This window comes from Bacillus sp. TH50 (genome assembly GCF_016650565.1).
Classification (GTDB): Bacteria; Bacillota; Bacilli; order Bacillales; family Bacillaceae_G; genus Bacillus_A; species Bacillus_A mycoides.
The window spans coordinates 2,813,527-2,833,972 of sequence record NZ_JAEKFM010000003.1 but is presented as its reverse complement, the minus strand read 5'-3'; the positions used below and the strand labels follow the sequence as shown (position 1 = coordinate 2,833,972).

General features: G+C 37.4%; 16 protein-coding genes and 1 pseudogene. 13 read left to right on the top strand and 4 right to left on the bottom strand.

What is annotated here, in order from left to right; genetic code table 11:
• The first annotated feature begins 170 nt into the window (after positions 1-170).
• Both JFU23_RS14810 and JFU23_RS14805 read left to right on the top strand, forming a co-directional pair.
• Positions 171-1,028 (top strand): helix-turn-helix domain-containing protein, encoded by an 858-nt coding sequence (locus JFU23_RS14810; RefSeq protein WP_044438295.1) that lies wholly within the window; start codon positions 171-173, stop codon positions 1,026-1,028.
• Between the two features lie 88 nt (positions 1,029-1,116).
• Positions 1,117-1,263 carry a quorum-sensing peptide PapR gene (locus JFU23_RS14805; RefSeq protein ID WP_002068556.1) on the top strand — a complete coding sequence of 49 codons (147 nt, stop codon included), beginning with the start codon at positions 1,117-1,119 and terminating at the stop codon, positions 1,261-1,263.
• Between the two features lie 16 nt (positions 1,264-1,279).
• Here the strand turns inward: JFU23_RS14805 and JFU23_RS14800 are convergent, their stop codons facing one another.
• From JFU23_RS14800 to cls, 3 genes and pseudogenes are all read right to left on the bottom strand, one after another.
• Positions 1,280-3,958: a DUF4084 domain-containing protein gene (locus tag JFU23_RS14800; protein WP_201032180.1), complete on the bottom strand. Its 2,679-nt coding sequence runs from the start codon at positions 3,956-3,958 to the stop codon at positions 1,280-1,282.
• Between the two features lie 126 nt (positions 3,959-4,084).
• Positions 4,085-5,037, bottom strand: a pseudogene (uvsE, locus tag JFU23_RS14795) (UV DNA damage repair endonuclease UvsE).
• A 33-nt stretch (positions 5,038-5,070) separates the two neighbouring features.
• The gene (gene cls / locus JFU23_RS14790) at positions 5,071-6,264 is read right to left on the bottom strand and encodes a cardiolipin synthase (protein WP_201032179.1); all 1,194 of its coding nucleotides are present in this window, start codon (positions 6,262-6,264) and stop codon (positions 5,071-5,073) included.
• Between the two features lie 378 nt (positions 6,265-6,642).
• Between cls and JFU23_RS14785 the strand changes: the two genes are divergently transcribed.
• The 8 genes from JFU23_RS14785 (at position 6,643) to pyrG (ending at position 16,565) form a co-directional block, all read left to right on the top strand.
• Complete coding sequence (locus tag JFU23_RS14785) at positions 6,643-8,754, top strand: (Fe-S)-binding protein (RefSeq protein WP_002130078.1); 2,112 nt, start codon at positions 6,643-6,645, stop codon at positions 8,752-8,754.
• Positions 8,755-8,763: 9 nt separating this feature from the next.
• Entirely contained in the window at positions 8,764-10,047 is a 1,284-nt protein-coding gene (locus JFU23_RS14780) for an acetyl-CoA C-acetyltransferase (RefSeq protein WP_078204707.1), read from the top strand.
• Between the two features lie 49 nt (positions 10,048-10,096).
• Positions 10,097-10,948 carry a 3-hydroxybutyryl-CoA dehydrogenase gene (locus tag JFU23_RS14775; protein WP_002016322.1) on the top strand — a complete coding sequence of 284 codons (852 nt, stop codon included), beginning with the start codon at positions 10,097-10,099 and terminating at the stop codon, positions 10,946-10,948.
• A 72-nt stretch (positions 10,949-11,020) separates the two neighbouring features.
• Positions 11,021-12,151, top strand: coding sequence for an acyl-CoA dehydrogenase (locus JFU23_RS14770; protein ID WP_002034888.1), 1,131 nt, complete (start codon positions 11,021-11,023; stop codon positions 12,149-12,151).
• 22 nt (positions 12,152-12,173) lie between these two features.
• Positions 12,174-13,313: an acyl-CoA dehydrogenase AcdA gene (acdA, locus tag JFU23_RS14765; protein WP_002016320.1), complete on the top strand. Its 1,140-nt coding sequence runs from the start codon at positions 12,174-12,176 to the stop codon at positions 13,311-13,313.
• A gap of 64 nt (positions 13,314-13,377) precedes the next feature.
• Positions 13,378-14,007, top strand: coding sequence for a TetR/AcrR family transcriptional regulator (locus JFU23_RS14760; RefSeq protein WP_002034889.1), 630 nt, complete (start codon positions 13,378-13,380; stop codon positions 14,005-14,007).
• A 165-nt stretch (positions 14,008-14,172) separates the two neighbouring features.
• Positions 14,173-14,700, top strand: coding sequence for a DNA-directed RNA polymerase subunit delta (gene rpoE, locus JFU23_RS14755; protein WP_002143883.1), 528 nt, complete (start codon positions 14,173-14,175; stop codon positions 14,698-14,700).
• Positions 14,701-14,957: 257 nt separating this feature from the next.
• On the top strand, positions 14,958-16,565 hold the full coding sequence (pyrG, locus tag JFU23_RS14750) for a CTP synthase (protein ID WP_002016314.1): 1,608 nt from the start codon (positions 14,958-14,960) through the stop codon (positions 16,563-16,565).
• Positions 16,566-16,598: 33 nt separating this feature from the next.
• Here the strand turns inward: pyrG and JFU23_RS14745 are convergent, their stop codons facing one another.
• A complete protein-coding gene (locus tag JFU23_RS14745; RefSeq protein ID WP_201032178.1) occupies positions 16,599-17,123 on the bottom strand; it encodes a DUF2529 domain-containing protein in 525 nt (174 codons plus the stop codon).
• 202 nt (positions 17,124-17,325) lie between these two features.
• Here JFU23_RS14745 and spo0F point away from each other — a divergent pair, with 202 nt between their 5' ends.
• The 3 genes from spo0F (at position 17,326) to murA (ending at position 20,400) form a co-directional block, all read left to right on the top strand.
• The gene (spo0F, locus tag JFU23_RS14740) at positions 17,326-17,694 is read left to right on the top strand and encodes a sporulation initiation phosphotransferase Spo0F (protein ID WP_000398592.1); all 369 of its coding nucleotides are present in this window, start codon (positions 17,326-17,328) and stop codon (positions 17,692-17,694) included.
• 211 nt (positions 17,695-17,905) lie between these two features.
• Positions 17,906-18,763: a class II fructose-bisphosphate aldolase gene (locus tag JFU23_RS14735; protein WP_201032177.1), complete on the top strand. Its 858-nt coding sequence runs from the start codon at positions 17,906-17,908 to the stop codon at positions 18,761-18,763.
• A 347-nt stretch (positions 18,764-19,110) separates the two neighbouring features.
• On the top strand, positions 19,111-20,400 hold the full coding sequence (gene murA / locus JFU23_RS14730) for a UDP-N-acetylglucosamine 1-carboxyvinyltransferase (RefSeq protein WP_002034893.1): 1,290 nt from the start codon (positions 19,111-19,113) through the stop codon (positions 20,398-20,400).
• Positions 20,401-20,446: the final 46 nt, after the last annotated feature.

Below are 20,446 nucleotides of genomic sequence, written 5' to 3'. Positions count from 1 at the left end.
CTATAACACTCCTAATCTTGTATTGTGTATGTGAGATGAATTGTATGAGGAATTTGCCGAATTTTATATATATTATGCATTATTTCATATCAAAAATTGTCGAATGCACATTATTGTAGTGGTATGACAACTTAAAAAATTAGATTGTTATAATGGGACGGTGAGCAAGTATGCACGCAGAAAAACTAGGAAGCGAAATAAAGAAAATTAGGGGAATGAGAGGATTAACACAGAAACAACTCTCCGATAATGTATGTCATCAATCGGAGGTAAGCAGAATTGAGTCGGGCGCGGTATACCCAAGTATGGATATATTGCAAGGTATTGCAGCAAAGTTACAAGTTCCCATTATTCATTTTTATGAGGTACTCATTTATTCTGATATCGAGAGGAAAAAGCAGTTAAAAGATCAAATCATTATGCTTTGTAAGCAAAAGAAATATAAAGAAATATATAATAAAGTATGGAATGAACTGAAAAAGGAAGAATATCATCCTGAGTTTCAGCAGTTTCTTCAATGGCAATATCATGTATCTGCGTATGTGCTAAAGAAGATTGATTATGAATATTGTATTCTGGAGCTAAAAAAGCTACTAAATCAACAGTTAACTGGAATAGACGTGTATCAAAAACTTTATATAGAAAATGCAATTGCAAATATTTATGCTGAAAATGGTTATTTTAAGAAGGGTATGGAGTTATTTGAAGGTATATTAAAGCAATTAGAGGCATTGCCTGAAAATAAAGAGTTTGATGTGAAGGTAAGACATAATCATGCAAAAACATTATACTTAGATAATCAATATGAAGAAGCGCTTTATCAAATAAATAAAGCCATTGAAATATCATGTCGAATTAATAGTATGGCATTGATTGGACAGTTATACTATCAAAAAGGTGAATGCTTAGAAAAGCTAGAGTATGATGGGGCAGAGATTGAAGATGCTTATGAAAAAGCTTGCTTCTTTTTCGATATATTAGAAATGCATGCGTATAAAGAAACGCTTATAAAAAAAATGAAGAAATAAAAACGACCTAAAAAATAAATATGCATAATTGCATACGATATGGATAAATTTTCATGATATATTAAAAGAAAAATGTGGGTGATGGAATATGAAAAAACTACTTATTGGTAGTCTATTAACGTTAGCGATGGCATGGGGTATTTCATTAGCAGATACAGCTTTAGAGAAAAGCCAAGTAATTTCTCATAATGATCAAGAGGTACAATTAGCTTCAGATATGCCTTTTGAGTATTAAAAAGCAACCGTCTTACTTAGACGGTTGTTTTTTTGTGGAGTAACATCCAAACATCTTTACTAGAAACTGGTTTGCTAAAGAGGAATCCTTGAATGTGGTCACAGTTTTGTTCGTGTAAAAACTTCCATTGTTCTTCTGTTTCTACACCTTCCGCAATAACCTCTAAATTTAATTCTTTTGATAGCGTAATAATGGAAGCGATAATCGCTTCTTCTAAAGGGCTATTTGTAATTCCACAAATAAATTCTCGAGCAATTTTTAATGTATTGATTGGATATTTCGTTAAATAAGCTAAAGAACTATAACCAGTTCCAAAGTCATCAATTGAAATTTGGATACCGAGATTTTGAAGTTCTTCTAGTTTAGCAATTACAGAATGATTTTGATTAATCGCGATACTTTCTGTAATCTCAATATCTAGCGCTTCCGGCTTTAGTTCGGTTTCTTCCAAGACTTTTGAAATAGTTGATATTAAATCTGCGTGATTGAATTGAACAACAGATAAATTTACACCAACCTTTAAGTGAGAAAATCCTTGGTTATGCCACTTTTTTGCTTCTAAGCAGGCGGTACGTAAAATCCAATTACCAAGTTCAATAATAAATCCTGTTTCCTCTGCTAGAGGAATGAATTGGGCAGGCGATACAATTCCGAGTTTTGAATGTTTCCAGCGAATTAATGCCTCAAAACCGATAATTTGTTTTGTTTTTGTATTTACTTGTGGTTGATATTCAAGGAAAAATTCATTTTGTTGTAGAGCTTTTGAAAGTTCACCTTCTAGGAAGTGTATTTCATTTTGCGCAATACTCATTTCTTTTGAGAAGAAAATAAATCTATTTTTTCCATTAGCCTTTGCTCGATACATAGCCATATCTGCATTTTTCATTAATTCGGTTACATCGGTTCCGTAGTCAGGGTACATCGCAATTCCGATACTCGGTGTAACAGAAAGTTCTTCATCTTTAATAAAGTAAGGCTTATTTAAAATAGTTAAAATTTGTTCAGCCATAAAAGAAGCACTTTTTTCAGAGTACATATCTGGTAATAGAATCGTAAATTCATCTCCGCCTTGGCGGGCAACGATATCTTTTGAACGCAAACATCCACGTAATCTTTTTGCTACTTCAATTAATAATAAATCCCCGACATCATGGCCGAGTCGATCGTTAATTTTTTTAAATCGATCTAGGTCGAGGAACATAACCGCAACGTCATTAGTGTTGTTTTGAGCTAGATTTAAAATCGTTTTTAAATCTTTTTCGAATTTCCGTCGATTCGGTAGTCCTGTAAGTGCATCATGGAAAGCCATATGCTCTACTTGCTTTTGTTTTTCATATAAAGTTGTAATATCACGTGCGATACCAAACATCCCAACAACTTCTTTATTTATAAAAATAGGGATGAATGTAATGTGAAGGTGATAATAATAGCCTTCTTTTTCTTTTGTACGAATTTCTAGAGTTTGTGGTCTACCTTCTTTTGTAATTTGTAAAGATTTCTTCAATAATTCATGATCTTGTGGATCAATGAAGTGTTGAAGAGAATAGCTTGTTACTTCACAATAATAGGCTGTAAATAAACTTTCACAAGCCTTATTAGATTGTTGAAAAATCCCGTTCATATTTAAAGAAAAAACAGCATCAGGATGATCTTCGAATAAAGATTTATAACGTTGTTCACTTTTTGATAGGGCAGATACGCCTTCTTCAACTTCATCTTCTAGTTGTGTAGTCAACTGTTCATACGTATCGATTAATACTTGATTATCTTTCCACATGTAAAGTTGTCGTAGGAATAATAATACTAGTGATAATACTAGACCGATTAGCATGAACTTATCATCCCAAGGTTGAATAACAACAAAGGAAAAAGTAATGATTATACTAAAATAAGGTAATATAAAGCGTACATAATCGAATCGATAATATTTCGTTTTCGTTTCATGTTGCATTGGTTTATCCAAAATGTACAGTATGGACGATAAACCGATTAGTAAAATCGAAGCAGTATGTATTAAATACGAGACTTCAGAAGAAGTTCCCATTCCCGTGTTTAATTGGAATAGATGTATATATCCGTATACAAGTATAATAGTAAAGCCAATAATTAATGAGATTCTACTAGAAGAATACCGTTCTCTTCTATATAGGCTAATAACGGCGTAAATTACTAATGATTGTGCGATAAAATACCCAATCAAAATCCACGTTTCCTTCGTTAACATACGAAAGCTTGAAATATCTAAAATAAAGGTTAAGGTAAAATAAATATTCATAATAACAATAAAGATGCTGTCAAATGAAAATTGAGCAAGGCCTCTAATAGAGTAATGTTTTATAAACTTTATAGCAAAGCCAGAAAAGAGCAAAATATATTGTATGATGAAAAAAGGCAATGCCTTATATGAGAATATGACTTGATCATATATAGAAAGTGAATGAAGAAACAAAGTTATCTCCATAGCTAATCCGCATATACAAGTACATAGTACTAGAACCCAAAATAGTTTGTCACCGTGCTTCATCTTCTTAATTGCTTTATATAAGCAATAGCAAGAAAAGAGTGTAGCAAAACAAAATAAGAAGAGAATTCCAATTTCTTTTATATTTAAATCCTTAGGGATAAGGAATATCCAAAGAGAAAATATAATTATATACATCATGACAAATTGTACATATTTTTTTTGATTGATCATATAATGGCTCCATTTCAATAAAGTTGAATCACAGGGGGAAAATGCTAATTTAAATAATAGCATATAAAACAGGAGCTTTTTTACTATAAGAAATACTTTTTGAAAAAAATAGCGCAACGTTACAATTTACCATTGTAGTGTTGCGCCTTTTATTCTTTTCACTCCCCTTATAGAAGAGATTTCATCTATTAACTGAAGAAGTGCTAAATCCTTTTGTTTACTTTCAATCATAATATCGAAATCATGATTAATTTTTTTGTAATGTGTAAAAAGGGTTTAATAAATTCTAAATCAATATAATCTGCGTGGGCCCTAAATTCTTTTTCTGATCTAGGAGAAGAAATATGAACTTTAGGAAGGACATTTGTATGTGACCAAGTTTTAAATATCATAGGAAGCAATTCTTCTAGCGGTTCATTACAAAGGTTCGCTATGTGATGATGATAATCGAACACGAAAGGGATTTTTTCTTTTTGACAAATAGCCAAAGTTTCAGAAGTTGTATACGTTTTATCGTCATTTTCAAGAGTCATTTGTCTTTTTATATGGTAAGGGAGTTTTTGTATATTTTCATGAAAACGTTCGATTGCCTTCTCCTTATTTCCATACGCACCACCTACATGGATATTAATGTAGGAAGAATCCGCAATTCCCATAGCATTTAACACATTATAATGATAGCTCATATCTGTAATAGCATTAGTTGTAATATGTGGTTTGTCGCTTGTAAATAGTGTGAATTGGTTGGGATGAAAACTTACGCGTAAATTGTGTTCTTGAATTAATGCTCCTATTTTACGCCATAGTGGAGCAAATATTTGAATGTAATCAAATTCAACTTCAGGATGTGTTGCAAGCGGGACGATAGAAGATGATAAACGATATAATGGAATTTCGTGTGCAATATTGTAATGAAGGATGCGTATTGTATGTTCTAGATTTTGCAGTGTAACATTATATAATTTATCTTCACGCTCTTGTTTTTTTAGCTTTTTCCAGCTTGTAAATGTCATTGTTTTGGCAGGCGAACAGTCCCATAATGCCGTAGCATGTGAGACATATCCAAATCTAATTATCATATGTGATGCACCTCCTTGGCCCTTGAAATTTCTCTATAAAAAGAACGCGAGTATCGTTCCTATCCATTCCTTTCCTCTATCGATAATGGAGAGAGGATTGACATCTTCGAAGGAAAGTAATAAGGAGCGTTCCAAATCTTCCTCGAATTTACATTTTACTTCTTGTATGAAATGTTTATCGTATAAAAGGCAATTGATTTCATGGTTAATATATATACTTCTCATATCGAAATTAGCAGTTCCGATATCACAAGTATGATCGTCTACTATAATAATTTTTGCGTGGAAAAATCCTTGCTGAAAAGCGTAAATATTACAACCAGCTTGTATTAACTTTCGGCAATATGGGAATTTTGCTTCTCGAACGAGGGCGTGATCAGCCTTTTGTGGAACGAGAATAGTTATTTGAACCCCACGTTTTCGCGCTTTTAATAATGCATTCATAATTTTTTTTCCAGGAATAAAATATGGTGTACCGATAAAGAGTTCTTTTTTCGCGCTTTCGATTAAATGTAAAAATGTATTTTGTAAATAGGCACCATCAGTAGGGATGAAACGATGTAGAATGGTCCCTGGTTGTTGCATAGGAAAATAAAGAGATGAATCTAATAAATTTTGGTCTGTATCGTCGAGCCAATCATGTAAAAATTGTTTTTGTAAATCTTGTATCCCTTCTCCTGTAAGACGTAAATGATAATCTCGCCATAACCCTAACCTTTGATTATGCCCTAAATATTCTTCGCCAATGTTAAATCCACCAATATAACCAATTTTTCCGTCAATAACTGTAATTTTTCTATGGTTTCTTTGATTTGCAGAAAAGAAAGGAAAAGGAAATTTCACTTTATGACAAAATGAAAAAGAGACACCATGTTTTTGTAGGGAGTAAATTGCTTCTTTTGATAAATAATGACTTCCAAACCGGTCGAGTAAAAGTCTTACTTCAATTCCTTCTTGTGCTTTATCGATAAGTAACTTTAAAAACGTACGGCTTATATCATCGTTTTTTACAATGAAAAATAAAACGTGCACATGGTGTTTAGCTTGTTTTATATCAGTAAAGAGAGCATCGTATAGATCATTTCCGTATGTATAAAGGCGAAAATCACTTTGACGTAAAGGGAAAGAACGAGAACGTACACGCTTTAAATGAACAATTCTCCCATATGAAAGGTCGATTGTAATCCAGAGAGCGCTGCCTAATAACAAGAGAGATAAGAAAAACATAAGTAAATTCCCTCCTTCACGGTCTTTTCACCATCAATTTTTTACAAATCAAAATTTCACTGTATCCCGCTATTTGCGGACAGTAAGACGCCCACCTAAAGCAAAGAAGTTGGTTGGGATTCAGGCCGCCCGTAAAAGCCCGATTGGTGAGGGCTTTTACTCAGTGGGGATGAATAGCTCTCCGCCGATTAAAGTTTCACTTTATAGTTTCACCGAAATAAACAGCTTTATTAAAAAATGTGTTGTTGTATAACAAAAAACTGTTGACTGAATGCTCACTCATTATATAATGGGAATAGGGGATATAATTCAGAAAATTATATATTTTCGAAGATTCTAAAAAAGAAAGAGAGCTTACAAAGAGAGGGGTAGCATAAAATGAATAGCTTACTAATCATTAATTGGCTGGCTGCCATTGCTGTTATTGCTTATGCGGGGTATTTGTTTGTATATCTTATACGAACAAGGATGGCCTACATACAATTAGGAAAAAAGATCGAATTTGACCGTCGTTTTAAAGAGCGTTGGGATCTTCTTAAGGTCAATGTTTTCGGTCAGAAAAAGCTGCTGAAAGATAAAAAGAGCGGCATCATTCACGTTATGTTCTTTTACGGATTTATTCTTGTCCAATTTGGAGCAATTGACTTCGTTTGGAAAGGACTTGCACCAGGATCGCATCTTCCACTTGGACCACTATACCCTGCATTTACATTCTTCCAGGAAATTGTCACACTCGTTATTTTAATTGCAGTCTTTTGGGCTTTTCATAGACGCTATATTGAAAAGCTTGTTCGTTTGAAACGTAATTTTAAATCAGGCCTTGTTCTTATCTTTATTGGTGGCTTAATGATTTCTGTGCTACTTGGTAATGGGATGGGAATTATATGGCACGGCGAGGAGCTTTCATGGAGTGAACCTATCGCTTCTGCAATCGCTTACGTTTTCTCGGGATTAAATGAAACCGTAGCCATTTCAGTGTTCTATTTCTCTTGGTGGGTGCATTTACTAATTTTGTTAACGTTTTTAGTTTATGTTCCACAATCAAAACATGCGCATTTAATTGCTGGACCAGTTAACGTGTTTTTTGGTCGTCTTTCAAATCCGGGAAAACTTGAAAAAATTGATTTTGAAGATGAAACACAAGAAACATTCGGTGTTGGTAAAATTGAAGACTTTAGACAAAATCAACTTATCGACTTATATTCCTGCGTCGAATGTGGTCGTTGTACAAATATGTGTCCGGCAACAGGAACAGGGAAAATGTTATCACCGATGGATTTAATTTTAAAACTTCGTGATCATTTAACTGATAAAGGAGCAGCGGTAACATCAAAAGCACCGTGGGTTCCAGTTGTTGCTTTTAATAATACACAAGGAAATCAGTTAGCGATGATGGCAGCTGGAAAAGGACAACAAGAATCAGCGGCTACAGCGCTAGCGTACGACCCAAGTTTAATCGGAGACGTTATTACAGAAGAAGAGATTTGGGCATGTACAACGTGCCGTAACTGTGAGGACCAGTGCCCAGTTATGAATGAGCATGTTGACAAAATTATTGATTTACGCCGCTATCTCGTTTTAACAGAAGGAAAAATGGACGCGGAAGCGCAGCGTGCAATGACAAACATTGAGCGTCAAGGTAATCCGTGGGGACTGAACCGTAAAGAGCGTGAAACATGGCGCCAAGGTGACGATGAAGTAACAGTTCCAACTGTAAAGGAGAAATCAAAAGCTGGCGAAGAGTTTGAATACTTATTCTGGGTCGGATCAATGGGTTCGTATGACAATCGCAGTCAGAAGATTGCGATATCGTTTGCGAAGCTAATGAATGAAGCAGGCATTTCATTCGCAATTCTTGGTAATAAGGAAAAGAACTCTGGTGATACACCGCGCCGCCTTGGAAATGAATTTGTATTCCAGGAAATGGCGACTAAAAATATTGAAGAATTTGAAAAAGCAGGAGTGAAGAAAATCGTTACGATTGACCCTCATGCTTATAACACTTTTAAAAATGAGTACCCGGACTTTGGCTTACAAGCAGAAGTCTATCATCATACAGAATTACTAGCCCAGTGGGTGAAGGAAGGTCGTTTAAAACCTGTCCATTCTATTGAAGAGACAGTTACGTACCATGATTCCTGTTACTTAGGAAGATACAACGAAGTATACGAAGCGCCGCGCGATATTCTAAAAGCAATTCCAGGTGTAAACCTTGTAGAAATGGCGCGTAACCGTGAAACGGGAATGTGCTGTGGTGCGGGTGGCGGCCTAATGTGGATGGAAGAAACGACAGGTTCTCGTATTAACGTTGCTCGTACAGAACAAGCGCTAGCTGTACAGCCGTCAATTATCGGTACAGGATGCCCGTATTGCTTAACGATGATTAGTGACGGAACGAAAGCGAAAGAAGTTGAAGAAACAGTTCAAACTTTGGACGTAACAGAGATTTTAGAACGCTCAGTTATCGGACAGAAGAAAGAAGCAATGTAGTTTGTAGGAATGCATTCAAATTTAGAAAGAGGTGCAATAATTGCACCTCTTCTAGGCGCAAGGATACCGAGCGAGCGCTCGGTGCTAAAAAAAGAAATGGGGGAAAGAAACATGAGTAAAACAGTTATTTTAAGTGCTGCAAGAACACCGGTTGGAAAATTTGGAGGAACTTTAAAAGACGTGAAAGCAACAGAGCTTGGAGGAATCGCAATTAAGGCAGCGCTTGAAAGAGCGAATGTTTCCGCTAGTGATGTTGAAGAAGTTATATTTGGAACGGTTATCCAAGGAGGGCAAGGACAAATTCCATCACGCCAAGCAGCAAGAGCGGCCGGCATTCCTTGGGAAGTGCAGACAGAAACAGTAAATAAAGTTTGTGCATCAGGGCTTCGCGCAGTTACGTTAGCAGATCAAATTATTCGTACTGGTGATCAATCACTGATTGTAGCTGGTGGAATGGAATCGATGAGTAACAGCCCTTACATTTTACGAGGGGCAAGATGGGGATACAGAATGGGTAACAACGAAGTTATCGATTTAAACGTTGCAGACGGTTTAACATGCGCATTTTCAGGTATACACATGGGTGTTTATGGCGGAGAAGTTGCGAAGGAAGATGGAATCTCTCGCGAAGCACAAGATGAATGGGCATATCGTAGCCATCAACGTGCGGTTTCGGCACATAAAGAAGGGCGTTTTGAAGAGGAGATTGTACCAGTAACAATTCAGCAAAGAAAAGGCGATCCTATCGTCGTGGCTAAGGATGAGGCGCCGCGCGCGGATACAACGATTGAAAAATTAGCGAAGTTAAAGCCTGTATTTGATAAGACGTCAGCGGTGACAGCAGGTAATGCTCCGGGACTAAATGATGGCGGTGCTGCACTTGTATTAATGAGCGAGGACAGAGCGAAGCAAGAAGGAAGAAAACCATTAGCGACAATTTTGGCGCATACGGCGATTGCGGTAGAATCGAAGGATTTCCCAAGAACGCCAGGTTATGCAATTAATGAATTGCTGAAAAAGACAGGTAAGACAATTGAAGACATAGATCTATTTGAAATCAATGAGGCATTTGCGGCTGTAGCAATTGCAAGTACAGAAATCGCAGGGATCGATCCGGAAAAATTGAATGTAAATGGCGGTGCTGTAGCAATGGGGCATCCAATTGGAGCGAGCGGAGCACGTATTATCGTTACACTTATCCATGCACTGAAGCAGCGCGGCGGCGGAATTGGAATTGCTTCTATTTGTAGCGGTGGCGGTCAAGGTGATGCAGTGATGATTGAAGTTCACTAATTAAGATTAGAAGATATATAGTTTATTAACAATTAAGGGGGAAGAAAAAATGAGTGTACAAAAGATTGTTGTAATTGGTGCAGGGCAAATGGGTTCAGGTATCGCACAAGTGTGTGCAATGGCAGGCTATGATGTGAAAGTGCAAGATTTAAAGCAAGAGCAATTAGATAGAGGGCTAGCTGTTATTTCAAAAAATTTAGCCCGCCAAGTAGAAAAAGGCCGTATGAAGGAAGAAGAGAAAGATGCGACTTTAAATCGTCTTACATGGACGCTCGATTTAAATAGTGTCAAAGAAGCTGATCTTATTATTGAAGCAGCTGTTGAAAAAATGGATATTAAAAAGAAAATTTTTGCGAATTTAGATGAAATCGCTCCAGAACACGCAATTTTAGCGACGAATACGTCATCGTTACCAATTACGGAAATTGCAGCGGTAACGAAACGTCCTGAGAAAGTAATCGGCATGCACTTTATGAATCCAGTTCCAGTTATGAAACTCGTTGAAATTATTCGTGGTTTAGCTACAGATGATGCAGTGTACGAAACGATTGAGGATATTACGAAAAAAATCGGGAAAGTGCCAGTTGAAGTAAATGATTTCCCAGGGTTTGTATCGAACCGTATTTTATTACCGATGATTAACGAAGCGATTTATACGTTATACGAAGGAGTGGCGACGAAAGAAGCGATTGATGAAGTAATGAAACTCGGTATGAATCATCCGATGGGACCACTTACGTTAGCTGATTTTATCGGTTTAGATACGTGTTTATACATTATGGAAGTGTTGCATGAAGGATTAGGAGATAGTAAATATCGCCCATGTCCATTATTACGTAAGTATGTGAATGCAGGATGGTTAGGACGTAAAACCGGTCGTGGTTTCTACGTTTACGAATAAATTCCTCCCTTTATTAAAGTAGTGGTCTGACCAAATTGTTAAGAAGATATATAGCAAACGGAGGCGAAGTACATGAATTTTCATTTTACTGAAGAGCAACAAATGATGAGGAAAATGGTTCGAGATTTTGCACAGAAGGAAATAGCTCCCTTTGTTCCTAGTATGGAACAAGGGGTGTTCCCGAAAGAGATTTTGCAAAAGATGGGTGAGCTTGGACTAATGGGTATTCCAGCGCCTGCAAAATATGGCGGGGCAGAAATGGATTTTATTTCTTACATTCTAGCAATTGAGGAAATTTCAAAGGTAAGTGCAACGGTTGGTGTAATTTTAGCTGTACATACGTCAGTTGGAATGAATCCGATTTTATACTTCGGAACAGAAGAACAGAAGCAGAAATATGTTTCTAAATTGGCGACTGGTGAATATTTAGGCGCATTTGCTCTAACAGAACCGAATGCAGGATCAGATGCAGGTAGTTTGAAATCGAGAGCTGTAAAGAAAGACGATCACTACATCATTAATGGATCGAAAGTCTTTATTACAAATGGTGGTGAAGCAAGTACATATATCGTCTTCGCGTCTACAAATCCAGATGCGGGGAAAAGCGGGATTTCAGCATTTATAGTAGAGAAAGATACACCAGGCTTAATCATTGGAAAAGATGAGCATAAGATGGGTCTTCTTGGTTCTCGTACAGTGCAACTTACGTTTGAAGATATGAAAGTGCCGGCCGAGAATTTACTTGGTGAAGAAGGACAAGGATTTAAGGTGGCAATGGCGAATTTAGATGTTGGGCGAATTGGAATCGGAGCACAAGCATTAGGAATCGCGGAAGCGGCGCTTGCATGTGCGATTGATTATGCGAAAGAGCGTGAGCAATTCGGAAAGCCAATTGCGGCGCAGCAAGGACTCGGATTCAAACTTGCAGATATGGCAACAAGTGTAGAAGCATCGCGATTACTTGTATACAGAGCAGCATCGCTAAGAGCACAAGGATTACCATGCGGTAAAGAAGCTTCTATTGCGAAATTATTTGCTTCTAAGACGGCTGTTGAAGTTGCGATTGAAGCGGTGCAAGTATTTGGTGGTTATGGTTATACGAAAGATTATCCAGTAGAAAGATTTTTCCGTGATGCGAAGATCACACAAATATATGAAGGAACGAGCGAAATACAAAAGCTTGTAATTAGTCGAGCTTTATAAAAAGGCAGAGGGGGAGACGGGAATGCATTTTAAATTATCAGAAGAACATGAAATGATAAGAAAAATGGTTCGGGATTTTGCGAGGAATGAAGTAGCACCGACAGCAGCAGAGCGTGATGAGGAAGAGCGATTTGATCGCGCTTTATTTGATCAAATGGCAGAGCTTGGTTTAACCGGTATTCCGTGGCCTGAAGAATACGGCGGAATTGGAAGCGATTACTTGGCGTATGTAATTGCCGTTGAAGAATTATCCCGCGTTTGTGCTTCTACAGGTGTAACGTTGTCTGCACATACTTCACTTGCTGGATGGCCAATTTTTAAATTTGGAACGGAAGAGCAAAAACAAAAGTTTTTGCGCCCAATGGCTGAAGGGAAGAAAATTGGTGCATATGGCTTAACAGAACCAAGCTCTGGATCAGATGCTGGTGGAATGAGGACGACTGCAAAACGAGATGGAGACCATTACATTTTAAATGGTTCGAAAATTTTTATTACAAATGGCGGTATTGCTGATATTTATGTTGTTTTTGCATTAACAGATCCTGATTCGAAGCAGCGCGGCACGAGTGCATTTATTGTGGAGAGTGATACGCTAGGATTTTCGGTTGGGAAGAAGGAAAGTAAGCTGGGGATTCGTTCTTCGCCAACAACTGAAATTATATTTGAAGACTGCCGTATTCCTGTAGAGAATTTACTAGGGGAAGAGGGCCAAGGATTTAAAGTTGCGATGCAGACATTAGATGGCGGCCGTAATGGTATTGCGGCACAAGCAGTCGGTATTGCACAATCCGCTTTAGATGCTTCTGTAGAATATGCAAGAGAACGTCATCAGTTTGGGAAGCCAATTGCGGCGCAACAAGGAATTGGCTTTAAACTTGCGGATATGGCAACGGATGTAGAGGCAGCGCGTCTTTTAACATATCAAGCGGCTTGGCTTGAATCTGAAGGGCTTCCGTATGGGAAAGAGTCAGCGATGTCAAAAGTATTTGCAGGTGATACAGCGATGAAGGTAACGACTGAAGCGGTACAAGTATTTGGTGGTTATGGTTATACGAAAGATTATCCAGTAGAGCGTTATATGCGCGATGCAAAGATTACACAAATATATGAGGGAACACAAGAGATTCAAAGGCTTGTAATTTCTCGTATGTTAACGAAGTAGGAACAAAAGCGTAGGTATTTTCCTACGCTTTTTACTTCCAAAAATAATAGAGAGAGGTGAAGGGATGGTTAAACATAATGTACATGCGTCAGTGAAAGATGAAAAATTAGTTGCGTTAAGACGTGAACAAATGATTAAAGGTGCGGTGCAGCTGTTTAAGCAAAAAGGATTCCCGCGTACAACAACGAGAGAAATTGCGAAAGCGGCTGGATTTAGTATCGGAACACTTTATGAGTATATTCGCACAAAAGATGATGTATTATATTTAGTTTGTGATAGTATTTATGAACATGTAAAAGAGCGGTTAGAGGAAGTAGTGTGTACAGAGAAGGGAAGTATAGAAAGCTTAAAGATAGCGATAATGAATTATTTTAAAGTGATGGATGAATTGCAAGAAGAAGTATTAATTATGTATCAAGAGGTACGTTTTTTACCGAAGGAATCACTCCCATATGTATTAGAAAAAGAGTTTCAAATGGTCGGGATGTTTGAGGATATTTTAGAGCAGTGTACGGAAAATGGGACATTTACACTAAATAAAAAGGAAATACAGCTTCTTGCACATAATATTTTCATACAAGGACAAATGTGGGGATTTAGACGTTGGGCCCTGCAAAAACTGTATACTCTCGAAGAATATACAGAAATGCAAATTAGGTATGTACTGCAAGGAGCACATATGTCTCCGAAATAAAGAATGGACAAATTATAATTTTATTGCCCGTAAATAGCGCGATAAAAGTTTCCCGTTTTTTTTGTAGCATATTTGTGCGACTTTTGTTTATAATGAATAGTATGGATTTTTTTAAGCAGACCGTTATATATAAGCTTATATTTGAAGAAAGGAAGTGCCGCATAAGTGGGTTTTAAGCAATATTCACCAGAAGAGCTAAAAGAATGTTCAATGATTGAAGTTGTACATAGTGTTTTAGGGAATAAAAGACAAGCAACGACATTCAACGAGTTGGTTCAAGAAATCGCTCAAGTGCTGGGACTATCTCAAGGGCAAGTTAATACGAAACTCGCACAATTTTATACAGATTTAAACATCGATGGACGTTTCATTAATTTAGGAGAAAATCGTTGGGGGCTACGTAGCTGGTACCCATATGAGCAAATTGATGAAGAAATTCTGCCTCAGCCAAAACCGAAGAAGAAACGCAAAGTTGAAGAAGACGGTTTTGACGACTACATTGAAGAAGATGATGTAGAAGAAGTAGAAGAAGAAGTAGAAGAAGATGTAGTAGATTTGGACAAAGTTCTTGAAGACGAAGACGCAGATGATGAAGATGATGATCTTGATGATTTAGAAGAAGATAATGAAGACTTCGCAGAAGAAGAACTTGAGTATGATGAAACTGAAGAAGAAGAAGAGGAAGAGCGGTAGTTCTTGACTTTTCATTATCGTCCATGTAGAATCATTTTTGGGCTCTTTAAAAAAAGACGATAATACTTTTAAAGTGTAAATATAAAAGAAAATTGCTCCCTACTTATTACTTTATGTGATGAGGGGAGCAATTTTCTTTTTTGTTTTTTGTTTAGAAAATAAAAAGAGTCTAACAATAAGATGGATACAGTGTTATCTACATACGTTGCGCTTTGCAACGGTGATTATATAACAGCAAAATAGGAGGGAGCTTTTTCATGACTAAGTATATTTTTGTAACAGGCGGTGTAGTATCGTCTTTAGGTAAAGGTATTACAGCAGCATCTCTTGGAAGACTTTTAAAGAATCGTGGTTTAAACGTAACTATTCAAAAGTTTGATCCATACATTAACGTAGACCCAGGGACTATGAGCCCCTACCAACACGGTGAGGTATTCGTAACAGATGATGGTGCAGAAACGGACTTAGACCTAGGTCACTATGAGCGTTTTATCGACATCAACTTAAACAAATACAGCAACGTAACAACAGGTAAAATTTACTCTTCAGTTCTTCAAAAAGAGCGTCGTGGTGAATATTTAGGAGGAACAGTTCAAGTTATTCCTCACATTACTAACGAAATTAAAGAACGTGTATATCGTTCTGGTCGCGAAACAAATGCCGACGTTGTTATTACAGAAATCGGTGGAACTGTTGGTGATATCGAGTCTTTACCATTCTTAGAAGCAATTCGTCAAATTAAGAGCGACATCGGTCGTGACAATGTAATGTACATTCACTGTACGTTAATCCCGTACTTAAAAGCAGCGGGTGAAATGAAAACAAAACCAACGCAACATAGCGTTAAAGAGCTTCGCAGCTTAGGTATTCAACCAAATATTATCGTTGTTCGTACAGAACTACCTGTTTCTCAGGACATGAAAGACAAGCTTGCATTATTCTGTGACATCGATACAAAAGCAGTTATCGAAGCACGCGATGCAGATACTTTATATGCGGTTCCATTATCTCTTCAAGAACAAAACATGGACCAAATCGTTTGTGATCACTTGAAGTTAGACAATCCAGCTGCAGATATGACAGATTGGACTGCGCTAGTTAATAAAGTACGTAACCTTTCTAAGAAAACAAAAATCGCTCTTGTTGGTAAATACGTAGAGCTTCAAGATGCATACATTTCTGTTGTAGAAGCGCTTCGTCATGCAGGTTATTCATTCGACACAGATGTAGAAGTGAAATGGGTAAATGCTGAGCACGTAACAGCAGAGAACGTAAAAGAATTAGTTGGCGACACAGATGGTATCCTTGTACCAGGTGGCTTCGGCGATCGTGGTGTAGAAGGTAAAATCGTTGCAATTCAATATGCTCGTGAAAACAAAGTTCCATTCTTAGGAATTTGCCTAGGTATGCAACTTGCATCAATCGAATTTGCACGTAACGTATTAGGATTAGAAGGAGCTAACTCTTCTGAAATTAATCCTGACACACCTTATGCAATTATCGATTTATTACCAGAACAAAAAGATGTAGAAGATTTAGGTGGTACACTTCGCCTTGGTCTATACCCATGTAAGCTTGCTGAAGAAACAAATGCTTACAATGCTTACAATGAGCCGGTTGTATATGAGCGTCATCGTCATCGTTATGAGTTCAACAATCAATTCCGTCCAGATATGGAAAAAGCAGGATTTGTATTCTCTGGTACAAGCCCAGACGGTCGTCTAGTGGAAATTATTGAATTACAAGATCACCCTTGGTTCGTGGCAGCACAGTTCCATCCAGAACTTGTATCTCGTCCAAACCGTCCACAACCATTGTTCCATGACTTCGTAAGTGCTTCTATTACGAATAAAGAGAGCAAGTAATAAAAAAAAAGCGCCTGAAATAGGGCGCTTTTTTTAATATTCGTTTAACATTTCATCAATTGTAAATTTCAATCCGTGATAAGCAAATAAAGCTATAATTAAACTTGGGAACCCATAGCGGTTACCTTCATCATCTGGAATAAGACCTTTTAACAGCTTTGTATCAATATGTACATCTGTATATTGTTCCAGTGATTCAACACCTTCTTGAATAGCCGAGATTCCAACGATAGATTGGCCTTCTTCATGAAGTTTTTTCGCGGTTTTTATAATTTCTTCATCTGTCGAAAAACGACTAATAAGAAGTACGCGGTCCGCAGAAGTCACTGCCGCCGGTTCACCGTTTTCTATTAAACGTTTTGCTTGTTTCATTGGTTCGGCGCCAAATAATGCTTCTGAAACAATACCTTCCATTTCGTTTGTACCATGCAAGTAAATGAAGCCGTTGCCAACTAACGCCTGGGCAAGTAGACGAGCGCTATCTTCTATATTCATTTCTTCTTTTTGAGAAATTTTGGAGAAATATCCACTTAATTGAGTCGAGAAAATTTTTAACATGTTGTTGCTCCTTTCTTTCGTGTTAGCTGGTTCTCATTATAGCTTATTTTTTTTGGAAAGGGGAAATAGTAGGGTGGCATAACAAAATAGGAAACGGTAAAATAAGAAAGAATAGGAAGGGATTTGGCAAAGAGTAGCGAAAATAAACCGATAAGATATAAGAAGCTTTAAATCTTGTACTTACACAGAAAGGTTGGGAGTTATGGAAGGGAAAATTTTAATCGTTGATGATCAATACGGCATTCGTGTTTTATTGCATGAAGTGTTCCAAAAAGAAGGTTATCAGACGTTCCAAGCAGCGAATGGATTTCAAGCTTTAGATATCGTGAAAAAAGATAATCCGGATTTAGTAGTGTTAGATATGAAAATCCCAGGTATGGATGGTATAGAGATTTTAAAACATGTAAAAGAAATTGATGAGAGTATTAAAGTGATTTTAATGACTGCTTATGGAGAATTGGATATGATTCAAGAAGCGAAAGATTTAGGAGCTTTAATGCACTTTGCTAAACCGTTTGATATTGATGAGATTCGTCAAGCAGTGAGAGATCAGCTTGCTGTAGAGGCGTAAAAAATGAATTTTTTATAAAAAATATAGAAAAAAGCGTTTACATGGACTATTGAGCAGGTGAATACAGTTGAGTTTTTGAGTACAAGTTGTTATCCTATTGAGTGTAGAAAGAAGTCCGGTATGTAAATATACATATTTTACCTTATTCTGGTCATACTACCAGCGATAAGAATTTATCGGATACAAAAAACGTTTTTTAGGAGGATTCACCATGCCTTTAGTTTCTATGAAAGAAATGCTAAACACAGCACTAGAAGGAAAATACGCAGTTGGTCAATTCAACATGAACAACTTAGAGTGGACTCAAGCTATCTTAGCTGCTGCGGAAAAAGAAAAATCTCCTGTAATCTTAGGTGTATCTGAGGGTGCAGCTCGTCATATGACTGGTTTCAAAACAGTTGTAGCTATGGTTAAAGCTTTAATCGAAGAAATGAACATTTCTGTTCCTGTAGCGATTCACCTTGACCATGGTTCAAGCTTCGAAAAATGTAAAGAAGCAATTGATGCAGGTTTCACATCTGTAATGATCGACGCTTCTCACCACCCATTCGATGAAAACGTTGAAACTACTAAAAAAGTGGTAGAATACGCACACGCTCGTAACGTATCTGTTGAAGCTGAGCTTGGAACAGTTGGCGGACAAGAAGACGACATCATCGCTGAAGGCGTAATTTACGCTGATCCAGCAGAGTGTAAGCACCTTGTTGAAGCAACAGGTATCGATTGCCTAGCTCCAGCTTTAGGTTCTGTACACGGTCCTTACAAAGGTGAGCCTAACTTAGGATTCGCTGAAATGGAACAAGTTCGCGACTTCACTGGCGTACCTTTAGTATTACACGGTGGTACTGGTATCCCAACTGCTGATATCGTAAAAGCTATTTCTTTAGGTACTTCAAAAATTAACGTAAACACTGAGAACCAAATTGAGTTTACAAAAGCTGTTCGTGAAGCATTAAACAAAGACCAAGAAGTTTACGATCCTCGTAAATATATTGGACCTGGCCGCGACGCTATCAAAGCAACTGTTGCTGGTAAAATGCGTGAGTTCGGTTCTAACGGTAAAGCGTAAGAATAAAATTCCGTTTTGGAAACCGTCTAGTCTTTTAGACGGTTTCCTTTCGTTGTATAATGAAAGCGCGAACAAGTCTAAAGATTTTATAAAGTGAATTTTTGGTTTGCAAATATAGAAAATAATGTGCATAGTCCTATTAATAAATGTGGTAAGTATCTGAATTGAGTAATTTGATTCGATGAATAGTTAATCTTCATCTATTTGTACAGCAGGGGAGCTACAGGTGATGGTTTTCTACTTATTGAGTTTCGGGATGGAAAGAGTGATTGAGATTCTTAAGGGGGAATCTTCTACTTCTTATAAAGAAGTAGAAGATAAATACATTCATAAGAAGGGAGCTCAATATGGAAAAGTTGCTAATTGAAGGCGGAAGAGCTTTAAATGGAACGATTCGTGTGAGTGGTGCAAAGAACAGTGCTGTTGCACTAATTCCAGCGACAATTTTAGCAGATACTCCAGTAACTATTGGCGGTGTTCCTAATATTTCGGACGTGAAAATGTTAGGAGACTTACTAGAGGAAATTGGAGGGAAAGTAACTTATGGGCAGGAAGAAGAGATGGTAGTCGATCCTTCTAACATGGTTGCGATGCCTTTACCAAATGGAAAAGTGAAAAAATTGCGCGCCTCTTATTATTTAATGGGTGCAATGCTTGGCCGTTTTAAAAAAGCTGTTATTGGGCTTCCAGGTGGATGTCATTTAGGGCCACGACCGATTGATCAGCATATTAAAGGGTTTGAAGCGTTAGGGGCATATGTTACAAATGAACAAGGTGCCATTTATTTAAGAGCAGACGAACTACGTGGGGCACGTATTTATTTAGATGTTGTTAGTGTAGGAGCTACAATTAATATTATGCTAGCGGCTGTACGAGCGAAAGGTAGAACTGTTATTGAAAATGCAGCGAAAGAACCAGAGATTATTGATGTAGCTACATTGTTAACGAGTATGGGAGCACGTATTAAAGGTGCTGGTACAGACGTAATCCGAATTGATGGTGTGGATTCACTGCACGGTTGTCACCACACTATTATTCCAGACCGTATTGAAGCTGGTACGTATATGATTTTAGGAGCAGCATCAGGAGGAGAAGTAACAGTTGATAATGTTATTCCTCAGCATTTAGAATCCGTTACTGCGAAGCTAAGAGAAGCTGGTGTTCAAATTGAAACGAACGATGACCAAATTACAGTGAACGGCAATAGAAGGTTAAAAGTAGTTGATGTAAAAACGCTTGTATATCCAGGGTTTCCAACGGATTTACAACAGCCGTTTACAACGCTTTTAACAAAAGCACATGGAACAGGAGTTGTAACTGATACAATTTACAGCGCACGTTTCAAGCATATTGATGAATTGCGCCGTATGAACGCGCAAATTAAAGTAGAAGGCCGTTCAGCAATTGTGACTGGACCGGTTTTATTGCAAGGTGCGAAGGTGAAAGCGAGTGACCTACGAGCTGGTGCGTCCCTTGTTATTGCGGGTTTAATGGCAGATGGCATTACAGAAGTAACGGGACTTGATCATATTGATCGAGGTTACGAAAATATAGTAGACAAGCTTAAAGGGCTTGGTGCAAACATTTGGCGAGAACAAATGACAAAGCAAGAAATTGAAGAAATGAAGAATGCATAAAGTGAAACTTTAATCAGTATGGGGTATCCCACGTCGATTATTAACC

Coding starts and splice junctions, on each gene's coding strand:
- JFU23_RS14810 (WP_044438295.1), top strand. CDS start 171: ATGCACGCAGAAAAACTAGGAAGCGAAATAAAGAAAATTAGGGGAATG.
- JFU23_RS14805 (WP_002068556.1), top strand. CDS start 1,117: ATGAAAAAACTACTTATTGGTAGTCTATTAACGTTAGCGATGGCATGG.
- JFU23_RS14800 (WP_201032180.1), bottom strand. CDS start 3,958: ATGATCAATCAAAAAAAATATGTACAATTTGTCATGATGTATATAATT.
- cls (WP_201032179.1), bottom strand. CDS start 6,264: ATGTTTTTCTTATCTCTCTTGTTATTAGGCAGCGCTCTCTGGATTACA.
- JFU23_RS14785 (WP_002130078.1), top strand. CDS start 6,643: ATGAATAGCTTACTAATCATTAATTGGCTGGCTGCCATTGCTGTTATT.
- JFU23_RS14780 (WP_078204707.1), top strand. CDS start 8,764: ATGCATTCAAATTTAGAAAGAGGTGCAATAATTGCACCTCTTCTAGGC.
- JFU23_RS14775 (WP_002016322.1), top strand. CDS start 10,097: ATGAGTGTACAAAAGATTGTTGTAATTGGTGCAGGGCAAATGGGTTCA.
- JFU23_RS14770 (WP_002034888.1), top strand. CDS start 11,021: ATGAATTTTCATTTTACTGAAGAGCAACAAATGATGAGGAAAATGGTT.
- acdA (WP_002016320.1), top strand. CDS start 12,174: ATGCATTTTAAATTATCAGAAGAACATGAAATGATAAGAAAAATGGTT.
- JFU23_RS14760 (WP_002034889.1), top strand. CDS start 13,378: ATGGTTAAACATAATGTACATGCGTCAGTGAAAGATGAAAAATTAGTT.
- pyrG (WP_002016314.1), top strand. CDS start 14,958: ATGACTAAGTATATTTTTGTAACAGGCGGTGTAGTATCGTCTTTAGGT.
- JFU23_RS14745 (WP_201032178.1), bottom strand. CDS start 17,123: ATGTTAAAAATTTTCTCGACTCAATTAAGTGGATATTTCTCCAAAATT.
- spo0F (WP_000398592.1), top strand. CDS start 17,326: ATGGAAGGGAAAATTTTAATCGTTGATGATCAATACGGCATTCGTGTT.
- JFU23_RS14735 (WP_201032177.1), top strand. CDS start 17,906: ATGCCTTTAGTTTCTATGAAAGAAATGCTAAACACAGCACTAGAAGGA.
- murA (WP_002034893.1), top strand. CDS start 19,111: ATGGAAAAGTTGCTAATTGAAGGCGGAAGAGCTTTAAATGGAACGATT.